Source organism: Anoxybacillus ayderensis, from assembly GCF_000833605.1.
Lineage (GTDB): Bacteria > Bacillota > Bacilli > Bacillales > Anoxybacillaceae > Anoxybacillus > Anoxybacillus ayderensis.
Genome location: NZ_JXTG01000008.1, coordinates 62,059 through 77,272 on the forward strand (window position 1 = coordinate 62,059; position 15,214 = coordinate 77,272).

Below are 15,214 nucleotides of genomic sequence, written 5' to 3' on the forward strand. Positions count from 1 at the left end.
ATGCGCCGATGTTTACGTTAGGAAAAAAGCTATTGAATCGCTTGCCTTTTAGTAAAAAGTTTATGTTGCTCGCAACCATTTTTATGTTCACCCTTTTTTCAATAAGCGTCTTGTACGTTCGGTTATTGACCGATAAAGCGACGCTACTTGAAAAAGAAAAGCAAGGAGTGGCATACATCGCTCCGATGATTGATGCGATGTACGGCATACAAAAACATCGCGAATATACGGCGACCGTTCTTCTCGGACACGGGAAAGAGGACAAAGTAGCAGAGGCGCAAGCGATGTTGAAAAAATCAATACAAACATTACGAAGCGTACATAAAGAGCAAAAAGCAAACTTTATTGAGGAAGAGAAATGGAAGCAGTTATTGCAGCAAATGCAAGATGTGCAAGACAATTGGAAAATGTACACGGCAAGCGAGGCGGTGAAGCGTCATAACGCTCTCGTCTACGATTTGCATCAATTGTTGCTTCATGTGGCTAGCCGTTCGAACGTGTCGCTCGATAACGATATGAACAATCATTATTTAGCCCGTCTATTTGTTGAGCACGTGCCATTTCTGACGGAAACGATCGGAGGGGTGCAGTCGTTTGCGGCAGAGCTGACGTTAAAAAGCGAATTGTATGAAATTGAACGTTCAAAAATGACATATTGGATAAACGTATTAGAAACGTCGATGCAAACGATCAGCCGTGCAACTGCTCCGCTTTTTGCTGACGATGAAAAGATGCGCAAAAAAGTACAACAATATAATGACATCATCTCAACGGATTTATTAAGCATGACAAGCTTATTTCAACGCGAATTTTTGCAAACGAATCGCATTTCGTTAACATCGGTTGACTTATATGAAAAAACGAACGACGCACATGAGAAGCTTCATGATTTGGCTCGCTTTTCATTACATGCGTTTCAAACGCACTTAGATGGTGAATATCGGGCGGTGACGATTGAGAAATGGGCGACGATCGGCTTAGGGGCGTTCGCTGTTTCAGCTGTCATTTACTTGTTTATCGCTTTTTACATGGCGGTGCGTGAACAAATTACAGCGATTGAGCAGGCAAGCAAACAAGCGGCAAGTGGGGATTTAACGGTGCAAATGTCCGTCTCGTCAAACGACGAATTTGCGCGTATTGCTCAATCATTCCAGTCGCTCGTTGCTTCATTCCGTTCGATGATTAGCGCCAACCAACAATTGACGTATGACGTGTCCGCATCCGCTCACGAGTTGACTGCGATTACTGAAGAAGCAGCGCAAGCGATGGAACAAGTCGGTGCAACGATGGAAGAAGTCGCCGCTGGATCGAGCAAGCAACGCATATGGGCGCAACAAAATGTCGAGGCTGTTCATACGCTTGTCAACGATACAAACTACATTTTATCTCGTTCACAAGAAGCAGCAGAGGCGGCGCGAGCAATGACAAATGAAGCCGAAAAAGGAACAGCGGCGATGGATAAAATGATTGCACAAATGAAAACGATGAACGATTTTATTACGCAATCAAGCGAATGGATTCAAGCGTTGCATCAACGCTCTGCCGATATTGCCCAAATGGCGACGATGATTACAAACATTGCAGAACAAACGAACTTGCTTGCGTTAAATGCCGCCATTGAAGCCGCGCGCGCAGGCGAGCACGGTCGCGGATTTGCCGTTGTCGCAGACGAGGTAAGGAAACTGGCGGAACAATCGTCTTTATCTGCAAAGCAAATACGCGAGCTATTGCAAGAAGTGCAAACGGATACGTCACAATCGGTGGAAGCGATGCAACATGTGCGACAACAGTCCGAAAAAAGCATGACGATCGCACACGAAGCGGACGAAACGTTTAACCGCATTCACCAAACGACAAATCATGTCATGACACAAATGGACGACGTCGCTCAAAAAATTGCGGTGATGACAAATGCGTTTGATGAACTGGCGATGACGATGAAAGAGACCGAAGCGATCGCACAAGAAGCAGAACAGCAAACACAAACGGCAGCAGCTGCACACGAACAATTGCTTTCTGCTGTTCAAGAAATTGCCGCAAACGTGCAAACGTTAAGCGACAAGGCGCAACATTTAGCGGAAAAAGGGAAGCAATTTACCGTTTAGTCCCGGATATTTCTCCGGGATTTTTGTTGTTAAAATTATGAAAATTCATTATAATAAATGCGAACATATATTTGTGAGGGGGAGTTTGGATGGAACGGATGGAAGAATACATTATTATGGAGGAAACGGCTGCGCTCGTGCCGCAATATGATGAATACGGTCGGCTTGGCACAATCGTTTATGAGCTGTACGACACGTACAAAGTGGACCAGTCGCCGAAACAAATTATGCAACAAAGCTGCCGCTATTATGGAAGTACGTATGAAGGGAAAGTACAAGCAGCAAAACATATTCTCGGCATTCGGCAAATGGCTCCCGTCTCCGTTTGTGAAGCGCTTCGGCTTTACTTCTTTCCAACATGTTCTCCTGACAGCGACCGATGCGTATGGATTGCTCAATCTCACATCAAGACGATACAACCGCATGGGAAAAAGAAAACAAAAGTCGTTTTAAAAAATAATAAACAATTAATTGTTGATATACAAAAAGGAACGATGGAAGGGAAGATGTATAAAACGGCGATGTTAATTTTCATTTTACAACAAAGAATAGTGAATAACTATGAAAAATAGTGTATAATATTTCGAGGGAGAAAAGAGAAAAGCGATGCGGACGTTACGAGGACATCATTTATTATGTGTACATGGGTTTCAAGGAATGGGGTATAGTGAATCGTTCGTCAAAAAAATGAGCGAAATTGTCGATGATATACGAAACGACGAGTACGATTTTCCGATTCGCGTCATCGCCGCCCTCGATGAAGCATGTGATGCATGCCCGCATCATGGGATGGATCGCTGTGAAGCAGATGAAGCGTCGAACGATCATGTGTTGGCAATGGATCGACGTGTGCTCAACCAGTTACAGCTAGAAGAACGAGGCGTATATATGAAATCCGAGCTGATCGAACGAACGAAACGAATGGTTGAACCGAATGATTTAGACATGCTTTGTGAAGGGTGTTCATGGCTGTCGTATGGCGTTTGTAAAGAAGGAATACGAAAATTAAAAAACTTTTCTGACAAAAACAAATAAAGTTGTGCTATGATTATGAAATAAAAATAGAAAGAAAGGGTTATTGCATATGAAAGTAGCAAAATTCGGGGGAAGTTCTGTTGCAAATGCAGCGCAATTTCAAAAAGTAGCAAACATCATCACATCGGATGAAGCGCGCAAATTTGTCGTCGTCTCTGCGCCGGGAAAACGGTTTAAAGACGACACAAAAATGACGGATTTGTTAATTGCATTGGCGAAAAAAGTCATTGAAAATAACATATACGAAGGGGTGCTCGTCCAAGTCGTTGCGCGCTATGATGAAATTGTAACTGACTTACAGTTGTCGCGCGACATTTTAGATGTCATTTCCGCCCATTTACAACAACTCATCGATACGTATCATGATCAGCCAGAACGTTTACTCGATGCGTTAAAAGCGAGCGGGGAAGATAACAATGCAAAACTGATGGCGCATTATCTCCGCCAGCTCGGATATGAGGCGCATTACGTCAGTCCGAAAGACGCAGGCATTTTCGTCACAGACGAACCGGGCAATGCGCAAGTGTTACCTGAGTCATACGAACAGCTCGCCAAATTAAATGAACGAAGCGGCATTTTAATTATTCCAGGCTTTTTCGGCTACTCCCGTTCAGGTCATATCGTCACATTCCCGCGCGGCGGCTCGGACATTACAGGTTCGATCGTGGCGGCAGGTGTTGGAGCAGAGCTGTATGAAAACTTTACAGACGTTGATTCCATTTATTGCGTCAATCCGTCGATCGTTGAGCATCCGTGCCAATTAAAAGAATTGACGTATCGTGAAATGCGCGAATTGTCTTATGCTGGGTTTTCCGTTTTTCACGATGAAGCGCTTGAGCCTGTATATCGCCGCGGCATTCCAGTATGTGTGAAAAATACGAACAATCCAGAAGCGCCAGGAACGATGATCGTCGCAACGAGAGACCATCGTGAACGTCCGGTGGCAGGCATCGCCAGCGATACAGGATTTTGCAGCATTAACGTCAGCAAATATTTAATGAACCGCGAAATCGGATTTGGACGCCGTCTGTTACAAATTTTAGAAGACGAAGGCATTTCATATGAGCATACACCATCAGGCATTGATAACATGTCTGTCATTTTACGTGAAGAACAATTAGCAGGCGACGTCGAGCGCCGCGTATTACATCGCATCGTGAACGAATTGCGTGTCGATGAAGTGTCGATCGAACGCGATTTGGCGCTCATTATGGTCGTTGGGGAAGGAATGGAGCGCAGCGTCGGTATTGCAGCTAAAGCAACAGCGGCTTTCGCACGGGCGAACGTCAACATCGAAATGATTAACCAAGGCTCATCGGAAGTCAGCATGATGTTTGGCGTCAAAGCCGATGCGGTAGAAAAAGCGGTGCGCGCACTATATGAAGTATATTTTTAATCGTATAAAAATGGAATAATCGAACAAAATAACCATAGCACACATAAGGGAGGAAAAAAGATGCGCGTGCTATGGTTATTTCTTTTTTTATTCGCCACACCAGTGCAAGCAGCGACATATGAAGAAGCAGTAAAACAGTATGTACAAGACATCGGGTGGACGATGGAAGATTTGACGCGTTATTTGGCGAAATGGAATATGACGATTCACGATTTTTCATCGCTTGATGCGTTAAAAAAGCAGCTCGGTACCCCGATCACGCCTGAACGTCTCGATGCGTTGTTGTTACGGTACGATATGACGAGAGAAGAAGCGGAAGCGCTTCTCGGGCAGTTCGGTGAACAACTGCAACATTATACGTTCGTCGAAGATTTAAATTATGCGTTATCGTTTTACCGCGACCGTTACGATACGATGCAAGCGATGACAGATATGTTAGCGACGATTGGGCTAACGGAAGATGAAATTCGTCGCTTATTTGAACGTACCCCTCTGTCTGCAAAACAAACATTTGAACGTCTCGACGAACAAATGCAAACGCTCGTCTTGCGCGATCCATCCACACCGTTAACAAAACAAGAGCGAGAAACGGTGCTCCATTTTTGGAACGAATGGCTCTCACTTTATCGGCTTCAAGCAAAAGTATATGAAGTCAACGAACAAGGACGAACACCAATTTCGTTTGAACAATTACAAACCGTTCATGCCCCTGTCGTGATGGAATGGTACGATGAGAAAGGGAATTTTGTTGCGGATGTGTACATTCCGCGCGAACGAATGAATGAAAGTACGTTTATTGATGTAAGCGAACAGCTCGCACATATCGGCATGATGGCGCTCGATTTAGAAAGCGGCTTGCTCGTTGCGCGCATGCCAAAAACAGCTTCTTCGTACGGAATGAACATCATCATCGGCGTTTGCTTTTTGTTAGGAAGTTTCGTGTTATGGAGGAAGGGAAAACGATGCGAGCCGTTGCGATAGCGTTGTTTCTTTTTGGGGCATCTTTCATTTGGGCAAATGCGCTCGGTTGGCATCGGGCGTATGAAGCAGTGCAACAGAGTGAACAACCGCATGATGCGATCGGGACGCTTTTCATTCCGAAACAAAACATATATATGCCGATTTACGAAGGGATGGAACAATTGGATAAGGGAGTCGCACATGATGAACGAAGCGCGCTCCCAGGGGAGGGAAACCATACCATTCTAGCAGGGCATCGCGATACGGTATTTCGCCAGCTCGGTGACATTCAATTAGGCGATGAGCTGATCGTGCGGACGAACGACAAAACGTGGACGTATGTCGTGCAACATATTCGCATCGTTCGTCCTGACGATCAAACGGTGCTCGTTCCAAAGGCACATCCGACGTTGACGTTAATTACATGCTATCCGTTTCGCTGGATCGGGGATGCTCCGAAACGGTATGTCGTCGTGGCGAAACAAAAACGTTAGCCTTTTTTTGTATGCATTTGTTGTTTAAATTGTTGTAGAAGCGTTTCGCCGTGCAGTCCGCGTTGAACTAAATCTTCTAATACGACTTCAGCTAAATTGGAGCGTTTCACAATTGTCGCATCCATTAATACGCTTATTCGTTCACCCATCAACGTCACCGAACGGACGGTGGCACGGACGTGGGCGGGATCGTTCGTTGTTCGTGAAATCGTGACGAGTGCATCAAACGTCGTTCCGTTTTCTTTTAACGATGTAAACAACTCGCGATATGTTTGCTCGATATACGCTTCAACGAGCCATCGTTTATTTTCATCTTCTTTATTAATCATTAAACCGTCAATGAGCGGAATGTCTTGTTTTTGCTCATGTAATAGCGTGAGCGCAACGAGCTTAAATGTTTTCACAAAACCACCTCGCAACAGTAGTTATTTCCATTATATCATACGAACAACATACAACAAAAAAAGAAAAGAAAAAGTGAAAATTGAATTTTCAAGCACTTTTTTCGTCAAAAACGGCCGAAAAACGGCAAAAAAACGAAAAAAATCGCTTGAAAATTGAAAAATCGAAATTTTACATTATTTTTTCCTTCCCGTATCATATGAGTCGAGGAGGTGATGCAAAACCGATTCCTCTCATTTCCTTCCAAAATGCGTCCTCTTACTGCTCCCTCACAGTTTGGCTAGCCCCCCTTGCTAGCCTCTTTTTTTCAATTGACCGTCTATGATGGGAGTGATATGCTAGGGGGGGAGAAAGGGGTGAATAGAAAATGGAAAGCCAAGTTTTACAAGCCGTAAAAGAATTGCTGTATGAAGTGCGTGAAATGCGCGCAGAGATGGAAAGTTTGAAACAAGAAATAAAAGAGCTGCATGTGCGCATCGGAAAGTTAGAAACAAAAGTGGACAAGCTGCACGATAAATTTGAATTGCATGCGCAAAAACAATGGCAAACAGAGGCTGACGTGTATCGGTTAAAAAAATTAATTGGCATTGAATAAAGGGCAAAAAGCCCCTTTTTTTTATTTCAATGCTTCAATCATTTCATCAATCATTTTTATGACTACTTCTTCCACTCGTTTTCGCTTATGCGAAGGCAATGATTGCAACGCATATAGACGCTTTGCGAGCTCACGCTGTTCATTTATATAACGAATAAGCGCGAGTCGTTCTTCATCCATCTCATTCGTTCCGTACGCGAGTTTGACTTCTTGCAGCAGTTGTTCATCTGTCGGATGTTTGCCAAGTAAAAAATCAACGCTCACACGAAACAAATCGCTCATGTCAATGATCGATTTTAAATCAGGGAGCACCTCGCCGTTTTCCCATTTGCTCACTTTTGAACGAGATACATTTAGCCGTTGCGCCAGCTGCTCTTGCGTCCAATGGTTTGCCCTGCGTAAACGTTTAATTTGTTCGCTCATATGTTGTAACATCATGTTCCACCAAATTCCCTTTTTTCTTTTTACAATAGAAGAAGAACAAGGGATGTTTTGTTCTTTTTAAGAACAAAAATTAAAATGTTCAAAAATAGAACAAAAATCAACAAGTTCTTTGTCGAAAAAAGTTGATTGAATATTCTTTAAATGTAAAAATATACATTGGAAAAAGTTGAAGGAGAGGATGAATTGTGAATATTTATTTTTCGAATTTCATTGTTCATCAAACAAAGAGGGGAGGAAAAACGTGTGAAGTGCTTATTAAAGAGAAACCGTATCCTCCTTTTCATGAGTCCCGAACAATTGAACCAATTCACTTTTCTGATTCACTTCAGTTTATCTCACCGATCGAAAAGTTGCCGCTGGAACCAATTCGCTATCGCATGATTACATGTACAACAAAAGATGATGTATTTTTATTTTTTAAAACGATAGACGATCAACTAATGATTGTCGTGACGCTTTTGTTTGGAAAAGGGAAGTTGCAAGTATGCGTCAAACGTTGGAATGACCTCGAGAAGCGCTACATCCCCGCACCGATGAACGACCTCACAGCTGCTGAAGAACGGGCCATCCTATGTACAGTCCGCTCAGTTTCCATTCGTTCTGGGCAGAAAATTCGTTATTGTTTATTTTAGTTTCGTGTAAGAGGTGAAAGAGGAGAAAAAATCATACGAAAAAACAAAAAATATGTTTGTTAAACATAAAAAATGATGCTAAAATATAACTGTAGTACTATTTCCTTCTGTTTACGATAGAGAGCGGTTGGTGGCCAGAGGCAAAGAAAAAGAGCTGATGACAACATCAGCTCTTTTTCTTTTATGATTGTGGAATGTAGGCACGCCACGTGGAAAAGTCAAATTCGTCTTTTTGTAAAAGAGATTTTGGAAAAATAAATGTCCATGGCTTGCTTGTGTTTGCTTTTACTTCTAGTTGTAACGTAAATGCTCCGCGGGCGATAACATCCCCCGATGCATCTTCGACGATTAATGGCATTTGCTCAAACGTAATGTTTTTATCACTACCGTTACGAATGAGTAGGGTGACGACTAAATTCCCTTCGTTGTTGATGAGCGCTTGCAACCCCATGACGTTTACCTCGCCTTGCTTTGGTGGAGTAAGGGAGCGCACGAGTTGCTCAAGTTTTTGCTTGTCTTCTTCTTTTAAATGCTGCTGCCAACTTTCTTCTAAATCTAATCGATGTGGCTTCTTTAACTCAAACGCTAACTTCCATCCCGTTTCAGGAATGTTTTCTGTGTATAAGTCACTTGTTGTAAATACAAATCGCCACGGACGGCTACTTTTTGGCGGAATATCGCCAAGTTCACTCATTGGAAATACTTTTCTTCCAACCACTTTTCCGTCTGGCCCAATGAACAATAACGGCATATGGTCAAAACGAATAGGCTGGTCCAAACTGTTGCGAACAAATGCTGTAACAACGTAATGATCGCCTTCCTTTTTCCATTCCACACCGGATAACGATACTTGATTTTTTTTCAACGGCGGCAATTCGTTATTAACGTATTGAAAATAATATTTTTGTTCTGTCGTCAGCGACATCATTGGGTGAATGGATAATGTCGTGTGCACGTCTTCATCTTGTTGTTCATCTGCTCCGTCAAATAACTGACCAGCTTGAATGGTACTATCTTCCCCTTGTTTTTTCTTTTTGAAAAATGGAAACATTGTTCCATCTCCTTTCTTATTGTAAGATGAGCTGGGCAAGTTGTTGGGAAACATCTTTTTCTAATCGGTGATACATGACTATAAAGAGCTCCAACCCTTCTTTTGCATATTGGCGCATCGGATCCTCTTGTCCGTAATAGCGCAACCCAATTCCTTCCTTTAATAACTCCATTGCTTCTAAATGTTTTGTCCAGTGAAAATCGATGAGTGAAAGTATAGCACGTTTTAACGCCTGTTGATGTTCTTTTGTATATTGTAACGTTTCGAGGCGTCTTTTCCATGCCGAAATCGCTTGTTGTACGATCGTTTCTACTTCTTTTCGTTCCACTACTCCTGTGAACGTCACTTGTTCATTTGTCACAAGGCGGATCGTTTCAGCGAGACGAGCGAGATCCCATTGCTCTGGAATAACATCTTCTGGACATGTATAAGCCATTTCTCTTTCAAGAAACGCAGGGATCATACTTGCGACAATTGTGACGGCGTCCTCTTGTTCGAGCACGCGATTGCGTAGCGTATAAATCGTCCGACGCTGCTCGTTTAGTACATCGTCTAGCTTTAAGTTGTATTCTCGCACAGAGAAATTGCTTCCCTCACAAATGCGCTGCACACGGTTGACAAATTCATGAACGTCTTTGTTTAATACTTCGCCTTCTTCGTTTACTTGTAGTGATTTTTTCAATTTTTCTAGCTCTTCTTTCGCGAAGCGACGGAACATGTCGTCTTCAAGCGAGATGAAAAATTGCGAGCGCCCCGGATCGCCTTGACGACCTGCACGTCCTTTTAATTGATTATCAATGCGTCGGCTTTCATGGCGTTCGGTACCGAGGACATACAATCCGCCAAGCTCTGCCACTCCCTCACCGAGCATAATATCTGTTCCGCGCCCCGCCATATTTGTCGCAATCGTAATTTGTCCTTTTTGGCCAGCGCGAGAAATGAGTTCGACTTCTTGTTCGACGCTTTTGGCGTTTAACAATTGAAACGGCAACCCTTCTTCTGCTAAATATTGCGCCACTTTTTCCGACTGTAAAATGGACGTCGTTCCGATGAGCATCGGTTGCCCTGTCGCATGAACGCGTTTCGCTTCTTTGGCGACTGCTTTATATTTCGCTTCGACTGTCGCAAAGACACGATCCGGCAAGTCTTGACGAATGACAGGGCGGTTTGTTGGAATTTGGATGACATCCATTCCATACAACGTTTGAAACTCTTTTTCTTCTGTTTTTGCTGTTCCTGTCATCCCTGATAAAATCGGATAAAGGCGGAAATAGTTTTGAATCGTAATGGATGCTTGAATTTTATTTTCTTCCGTTAACTCCAATCCTTCTTTTGCTTCAATCGCTTGATGAAGCCCGTTGCTTAAACTGCGCCCTTCCATTGGACGACCGGTGAACATGTCAATTAACAACACTTTTCCGTCTTTCACGATATAGTCGACATCGCGTGTAAACATGACGTATGCGCGCAACGCTTGAATGACGTAATGGTACAACACTTGATGTTCAAGATCATATAAGTTGTCGATGCCAAATCCTTTTTCAATTTTTTCAATGCCTCGTTCTGTTAAATTCACTGTTTTCGTTTCTTCATCGTATTCGTAATCTTCATTGCGGACGAAATGTTTTACGATGCGAGCGCATAAATAGCTTAACTCCGAGCTGACCCCTGTTTTCCCTGCGATAATGAGAGGAGTTTTCGCTTCATCAATTAATACGCTATCGACTTCATCGATAATCGCATAGTGAAATGGGCGTTGGACACGATCGGCGACACTGTATGCCATATGATCGCGCAAATAGTCGAAGCCAAACTCATTGCCGACACCGTATGTAATGTCGGCTTGATATGCGGCTTGTTTTTCTTCAGGCGACATGTGTGGCAAGTTTAGACCGACCGTGAGCCCTAAAAACTCATGAATTTTTCCGATTAAATCACGGTCGCGTTTTGCTAAATAGTCGTTTACGGTAATGACGTGCACTCCTTTTCCTTCAAGTGCGCGCAAATAACTTGGGGCGGAAGCGACAAGTGTTTTCCCTTCTCCTGTTGCCATCTCCGCAATATTTCCTTCCGCAAGCACAAGCCCACCAATGAGCTGAACGTCAAAATGGCGCATGCCAAGCACACGTTTTGACGCTTCACGAACAGTCGCAAACGCTTCGACTTGTATATCAAATACCGTTTCGCCATTTTGTAGACGACGTTTGAACTCCTCTGTTTTTGCTTTCAATTGTTCATCCGTCATTTTTTCAAACTCTGGTTCAAGCGCATTCATGCGTGCCACCGTTTTATAATAGTTTTTTAGTTTCCGTTCATCGCTGTTGACTAACTTTTTTATGTAAGATAACATCGGAACCTTCTCCTTTATTGTAAATCAAATCGTTTCAACGTACAGTATACCATTGTTCCCAAAATGTTTCACGACCCGGAAAATATTTCTTTACTTTTTTGTCCTTGGGTGATATTGTAAGATTGTTAGAAAAAATTATCAAAATATGAAACTTTTTTGTCTTTTTTTCGTTTTAGTAGGTGTATTTGCTTTTGAGGGCGAATATGTATGTTACATTCTTTTGAAGGAGGACTTTTATGAAAAAATGGAAGAAGACCGCATTATCCGTTAGTTTAGCTTCCGCACTCATCGTGCCGACGGTCGCTCAAGCGTCGACGGAACCGCCAATTGCTCAATGGAAAAAACAAGTGACAAAAGGGCAAGCCTCTCTTGCTTACAAACGGTTTGAAGAGGCGCAAGATCAAGTGAGCACCGACACGCTGATTGTGAAGTACAGCGAGAAAATTCCGGCTGCTGTGCATCGTAGTTTAGGAGCGACATTGAAGCAGTCGTTTCCGCAATTAGGTTATGACGTTGTCACTGTGCAAAAAGGAAAAGAGATGCAGCAAGTGATAAAAAATTACGCAAAATTAAAAGCCGTCAAACGTGTGACACCAAGTTTTACATACAAACGGCTCGGTTCAGCTGATCCGAAAGCAGATCATATGTATTTATTATCGCTTTTAAACATCGATAAGGCGTTAAAACTTGCTGGGAAGTCTAATGTGACGGTTGCTGTCATCGACACAGGAATGGACACGAAACATCCTGAGTTCAAAGGGCGTCTTCTCCCAGCTTACAATGCGATCAATCCGGCAGGGGCGCCGATCAAAGATGTGCACGGAACGCATGTTGCTGGCATTATCGGTGCGAACGCCAACAACGGTGTTGGAGCGCACGGCGTCAACCCAAACGTCAACATTTTGCCGATTGACGTATTTGGTGGGGGATGGGGGGCAAGCGATTATACGATTGCCCAAGGCATTTTATATGCGATGGAAAAAGGGGCAAAAGTCATTAACATGAGCCTTGGCGGCTATTTTAGCTCCCCAATTTTAGAAGAAGCCGTTCAAAAAGCGATTGACGCAGGGATTACGGTCGTTGCAGCAGCAGGAAACGAAGCGACAGATATGTACTCCATCCCAGCTTCATACGAAGGCGTCATTAGCGTCGGGGCGACCGACAGCAAAAATAAACTTGCTGAGTTTTCAAACTACGGTCCGTCTGTGGACATTGTGGCACCGGGCGTGGACGTGTACAGCCCGATTTATGACTACACGAAAGGATCTTCGTTTGCCGAGTTAAGTGGAACGTCAATGGCTTCGCCAGTTGTGGCAGGCGTTGCGTCACTTCTTTTATCGAAAGATCCGAATTTAAAACCGTATCAAGTCGAATGGATATTAGAACGTACGGCGACAGATTTAGGAGAAAAAGGATACGATTTAACGTACGGCAACGGTTTAGTCAATCCAGTGGCAGCGTTGCAATATAACATAAAAAATGTGCCGCAAAAAGAAAAATGGAACGATGAAACGATTTTAGCGAAAGCGCCAGTCATTGATGCGAAAAAACCGTACGTGAAAACAGGTTCGTTCACAAAGCCAGAGGAAATGCATTGGGTGAAGGTGAACGTTCAACAAGGTGAAAGTGTGCAAGCGTTGCTCGAAGGAGCCCAATCATACGACTATAAGCTCGTATTCCGTTTTTACCCAGAAGGAAAAACAGCGTCTGACAAGCCGATTCAAGTGAATGATGGTCGTGCAGGTGAAATGGAAGCGAAACTATTTACGGCAAAACAATCAGGCGTGCTTGCGATCGGCGTCACAGATGCGAACGGCAACTACAGCTTGCAAGGAAAGTCAACATATACGTTAGCTGTACAGTCATTTACAGAACTTGCGGACGATGGGATCACAAAAGAAAATCCAGCTATTATTGAACAGTTGCCGTTTGTTGCAGAAAACTTAACGTTTGTCCCTGAAAAAGATGCAACGGAAAGCGACCGTGACTATTTCCTTTTTACCGTAACAGAGCCAACGACGGTGAAGTTTACATTGTCGCCTGTTCCAGGGATCGATTCATCGTTAAACATTTATTTCGCTGATGAGCTATATCGCCCTGTTAATCCAGACGCGAAATATAAAGAAATCACATTCCCGATTGCATATGGAAATAATAACGGCATAAGTAAAGGAGAAACGCTCACGTTTGAGGCGCAGCCGGGCGTGCCATATGTCGTTGAAGCTTCCAGCGAACCAATGGGCGGATTTTATCCAATGATGTTTGATATGGCGATGTCAAGCAATCAAGTAAAACAGTTAACGGGTTCAGCAATTCCATATGAGCTTCGTGCAGAAGTCGTGACGCTTCCAGCTGATGAAGACAACTTCCCAGCACGTGAACCGATACCATCGGGAAGTGGGTCTGTGGAACAAGCTGAAAAAATAAAAGAACAAATGCGCAAACCGAACGACATCGCTGTCATTATCGACGATGGAAGTTGGAGTTATTTCGATAAAGAACAAGTACGACAAATTAAAGAAAATGCCCGTCCTTACAACATTGGGGACAAAACAGAAGCGTTCATTCAATTTAGTGGGGATCAAGACTTTTACCGATTCACTGTCCCGACAACGGCAGTGTACGAGTTTTCGTTTGCGACACCTGAAGATATGATGCCTTCAGCTACATTATTTGAATACGATGAGAAAAAAGACGATCTCGTGCATGTAGACAGCTTTTGGCCGTTTGATTGGATGACAGGCAAAAAACAAACAGATTGGACGCTCATTTTGGAAGAAGGAAAAACGTATTACATGTCGGTGCAAAACGACTATTATCAACCGGTCGCTGAACCGTACAGCATTGCGTCGAAAAAATTAATCGATGCACCGAAAGATAAAAATGAGAAAAATAACGAGCCAATTCAGGCAACGGTTGTGAACGTCAATGAAACGAAAACAGGAAACTTCGTACTTCCGAACGATGTCGATTACTACTACTATAAACATCGCCAAGCGACCGAACTGTTGACGCTTTTTGCACAGCCAAGTAAGCCAAATGCGTCGCTGCCGAAACGATTGCGCGGCACATTAGTCCCGATTATCTCCGTCGTTGAAGATACGAACGGCAATATGACGATTGACGAAGACGAATACGGCAAAGCTGTCACGTTTTTCCCGAGTGGATGGAGCCCGTTATATGACGTACACGGATCGTTCCGCGCGAAGAAAAATGTCGGATATTTCTTTGTTGCTAACTCATTTATGTTTGATGGACTATCGCTTCAGTCTTACAACTTTGGTATTCAATCGTTCAACAAAAAAGATGAAGACGCATCGTCTGTCTTGAAAAACAACGTACCATCGAAGCCACTTTCTCTTTATAAAAAAGGAAATACGTATGAAGCAACGGGATACATGAACATCATTGACTATGGAGATAAAGACGCGTACAAATTTGTCGTTGAAAAAGACGGTGCATTTACATTAAAGCTCGATGTACCGGGCACGATGGATGGCGTCATGTCCATTTTCGATGCAAAAGGACGCCTCATCCAAACGTACGACTATTACGGTGACGGCGATGCAGAAATCGGTACGCTTTCGTTGAAAAAAGGAACGTACTATATCGTCATCGAAGAATCGCTCGCTCGTCCAAATGCTAAGCCATACACGCTCTCTATTACAAAGAAATAGATGAAAGGAAGGTTGCCTGCATATGTAGGCAACCTTCCTCATTTTTCAGCTACATCTTATGACCGATCGTGTT

Annotated in this window: 13 protein-coding genes; 9 read left to right on the top strand and 4 right to left on the bottom strand. The window is 43.4% G+C overall.

Going from position 1 to position 15,214, the window contains the following annotated elements:
* The first annotated feature begins 8 nt into the window (after positions 1-8).
* The 6 genes from JV16_RS08790 to JV16_RS08815 all read left to right on the top strand — a co-directional run bounded on the left by JV16_RS08790 (position 9) and on the right by JV16_RS08815 (position 5,990).
* The gene (locus tag JV16_RS08790) at positions 9-2,105 is read left to right on the top strand and encodes a methyl-accepting chemotaxis protein (protein ID WP_021094682.1); all 2,097 of its coding nucleotides are present in this window, start codon (positions 9-11) and stop codon (positions 2,103-2,105) included.
* Between the two features lie 89 nt (positions 2,106-2,194).
* The gene (locus JV16_RS08795) at positions 2,195-2,677 is read left to right on the top strand and encodes a competence protein ComK (protein WP_021094681.1); all 483 of its coding nucleotides are present in this window, start codon (positions 2,195-2,197) and stop codon (positions 2,675-2,677) included.
* 34 nt (positions 2,678-2,711) lie between these two features.
* The gene (locus JV16_RS08800) at positions 2,712-3,140 is read left to right on the top strand and encodes a DUF1284 domain-containing protein (protein ID WP_021094680.1); all 429 of its coding nucleotides are present in this window, start codon (positions 2,712-2,714) and stop codon (positions 3,138-3,140) included.
* A 49-nt stretch (positions 3,141-3,189) separates the two neighbouring features.
* Positions 3,190-4,536: an aspartate kinase gene (locus JV16_RS08805; RefSeq protein WP_021094679.1), complete on the top strand. Its 1,347-nt coding sequence runs from the start codon at positions 3,190-3,192 to the stop codon at positions 4,534-4,536.
* Positions 4,537-4,596: 60 nt separating this feature from the next.
* A complete protein-coding gene (locus JV16_RS08810; protein ID WP_021094678.1) occupies positions 4,597-5,517 on the top strand; it encodes a processed acidic surface protein in 921 nt (306 codons plus the stop codon).
* Entirely contained in the window at positions 5,481-5,990 is a 510-nt protein-coding gene (locus JV16_RS08815; protein ID WP_244463812.1) for a class D sortase, read from the top strand. Before JV16_RS08810 ends, JV16_RS08815 begins: the two co-directional genes overlap by 37 nt.
* On the opposite strand, the gene JV16_RS08820 is transcribed toward JV16_RS08815, so the two are convergent.
* The gene (locus JV16_RS08820; protein ID WP_042535316.1) at positions 5,987-6,394 is read right to left on the bottom strand and encodes a YwpF-like family protein; all 408 of its coding nucleotides are present in this window, start codon (positions 6,392-6,394) and stop codon (positions 5,987-5,989) included. The two genes, JV16_RS08815 and JV16_RS08820, sit on opposite strands and share 4 nt — an antisense overlap.
* A 365-nt stretch (positions 6,395-6,759) precedes the next feature.
* Between JV16_RS08820 and JV16_RS08825 the strand changes: the two genes are divergently transcribed.
* The gene (locus JV16_RS08825) at positions 6,760-6,987 is read left to right on the top strand and encodes a hypothetical protein (protein WP_021094675.1); all 228 of its coding nucleotides are present in this window, start codon (positions 6,760-6,762) and stop codon (positions 6,985-6,987) included.
* Positions 6,988-7,008: 21 nt separating this feature from the next.
* Here the strand turns inward: JV16_RS08825 and JV16_RS08830 are convergent, their stop codons facing one another.
* The gene (locus JV16_RS08830) at positions 7,009-7,425 is read right to left on the bottom strand and encodes a helix-turn-helix domain-containing protein (protein WP_235045436.1); all 417 of its coding nucleotides are present in this window, start codon (positions 7,423-7,425) and stop codon (positions 7,009-7,011) included.
* A gap of 188 nt (positions 7,426-7,613) precedes the next feature.
* Between JV16_RS08830 and JV16_RS08835 the strand changes: the two genes are divergently transcribed.
* On the top strand, positions 7,614-8,063 hold the full coding sequence (locus tag JV16_RS08835; protein WP_035063140.1) for a hypothetical protein: 450 nt from the start codon (positions 7,614-7,616) through the stop codon (positions 8,061-8,063).
* Positions 8,064-8,244: 181 nt separating this feature from the next.
* Here JV16_RS08835 and JV16_RS08840 read toward each other — a convergent pair whose 3' ends face one another.
* Positions 8,245-9,114 (bottom strand): accessory Sec system S-layer assembly protein, encoded by an 870-nt coding sequence (locus JV16_RS08840; protein WP_042535318.1) that lies wholly within the window; start codon positions 9,112-9,114, stop codon positions 8,245-8,247.
* A gap of 16 nt (positions 9,115-9,130) precedes the next feature.
* Positions 9,131-11,464, bottom strand: coding sequence for an accessory Sec system translocase SecA2 (gene secA2, locus JV16_RS08845; protein WP_042535320.1), 2,334 nt, complete (start codon positions 11,462-11,464; stop codon positions 9,131-9,133).
* A gap of 236 nt (positions 11,465-11,700) precedes the next feature.
* Here secA2 and JV16_RS08850 point away from each other — a divergent pair, with 236 nt between their 5' ends.
* Complete coding sequence (locus tag JV16_RS08850) at positions 11,701-15,141, top strand: S8 family peptidase (protein ID WP_042535323.1); 3,441 nt, start codon at positions 11,701-11,703, stop codon at positions 15,139-15,141.
* Positions 15,142-15,214: the final 73 nt, after the last annotated feature.

What these genes read in the sequence shown, in the direction of transcription:
- JV16_RS08790 (WP_021094682.1), top strand. Translation starts at nt 9, where the DNA reads ATGTTTACGTTAGGAAAAAAGCTATTGAATCGCTTGCCTTTTAGTAAA.
- JV16_RS08795 (WP_021094681.1), top strand. Translation starts at nt 2,195, where the DNA reads ATGGAACGGATGGAAGAATACATTATTATGGAGGAAACGGCTGCGCTC.
- JV16_RS08800 (WP_021094680.1), top strand. Translation starts at nt 2,712, where the DNA reads ATGCGGACGTTACGAGGACATCATTTATTATGTGTACATGGGTTTCAA.
- JV16_RS08805 (WP_021094679.1), top strand. Translation starts at nt 3,190, where the DNA reads ATGAAAGTAGCAAAATTCGGGGGAAGTTCTGTTGCAAATGCAGCGCAA.
- JV16_RS08810 (WP_021094678.1), top strand. Translation starts at nt 4,597, where the DNA reads ATGCGCGTGCTATGGTTATTTCTTTTTTTATTCGCCACACCAGTGCAA.
- JV16_RS08815 (WP_244463812.1), top strand. Translation starts at nt 5,481, where the DNA reads ATGGAGGAAGGGAAAACGATGCGAGCCGTTGCGATAGCGTTGTTTCTT.
- JV16_RS08825 (WP_021094675.1), top strand. Translation starts at nt 6,760, where the DNA reads ATGGAAAGCCAAGTTTTACAAGCCGTAAAAGAATTGCTGTATGAAGTG.
- JV16_RS08830 (WP_235045436.1), bottom strand. Translation starts at nt 7,425, where the DNA reads ATGATGTTACAACATATGAGCGAACAAATTAAACGTTTACGCAGGGCA.
- JV16_RS08840 (WP_042535318.1), bottom strand. Translation starts at nt 9,114, where the DNA reads ATGTTTCCATTTTTCAAAAAGAAAAAACAAGGGGAAGATAGTACCATT.
- secA2 (WP_042535320.1), bottom strand. Translation starts at nt 11,464, where the DNA reads ATGTTATCTTACATAAAAAAGTTAGTCAACAGCGATGAACGGAAACTA.
- JV16_RS08850 (WP_042535323.1), top strand. Translation starts at nt 11,701, where the DNA reads ATGAAAAAATGGAAGAAGACCGCATTATCCGTTAGTTTAGCTTCCGCA.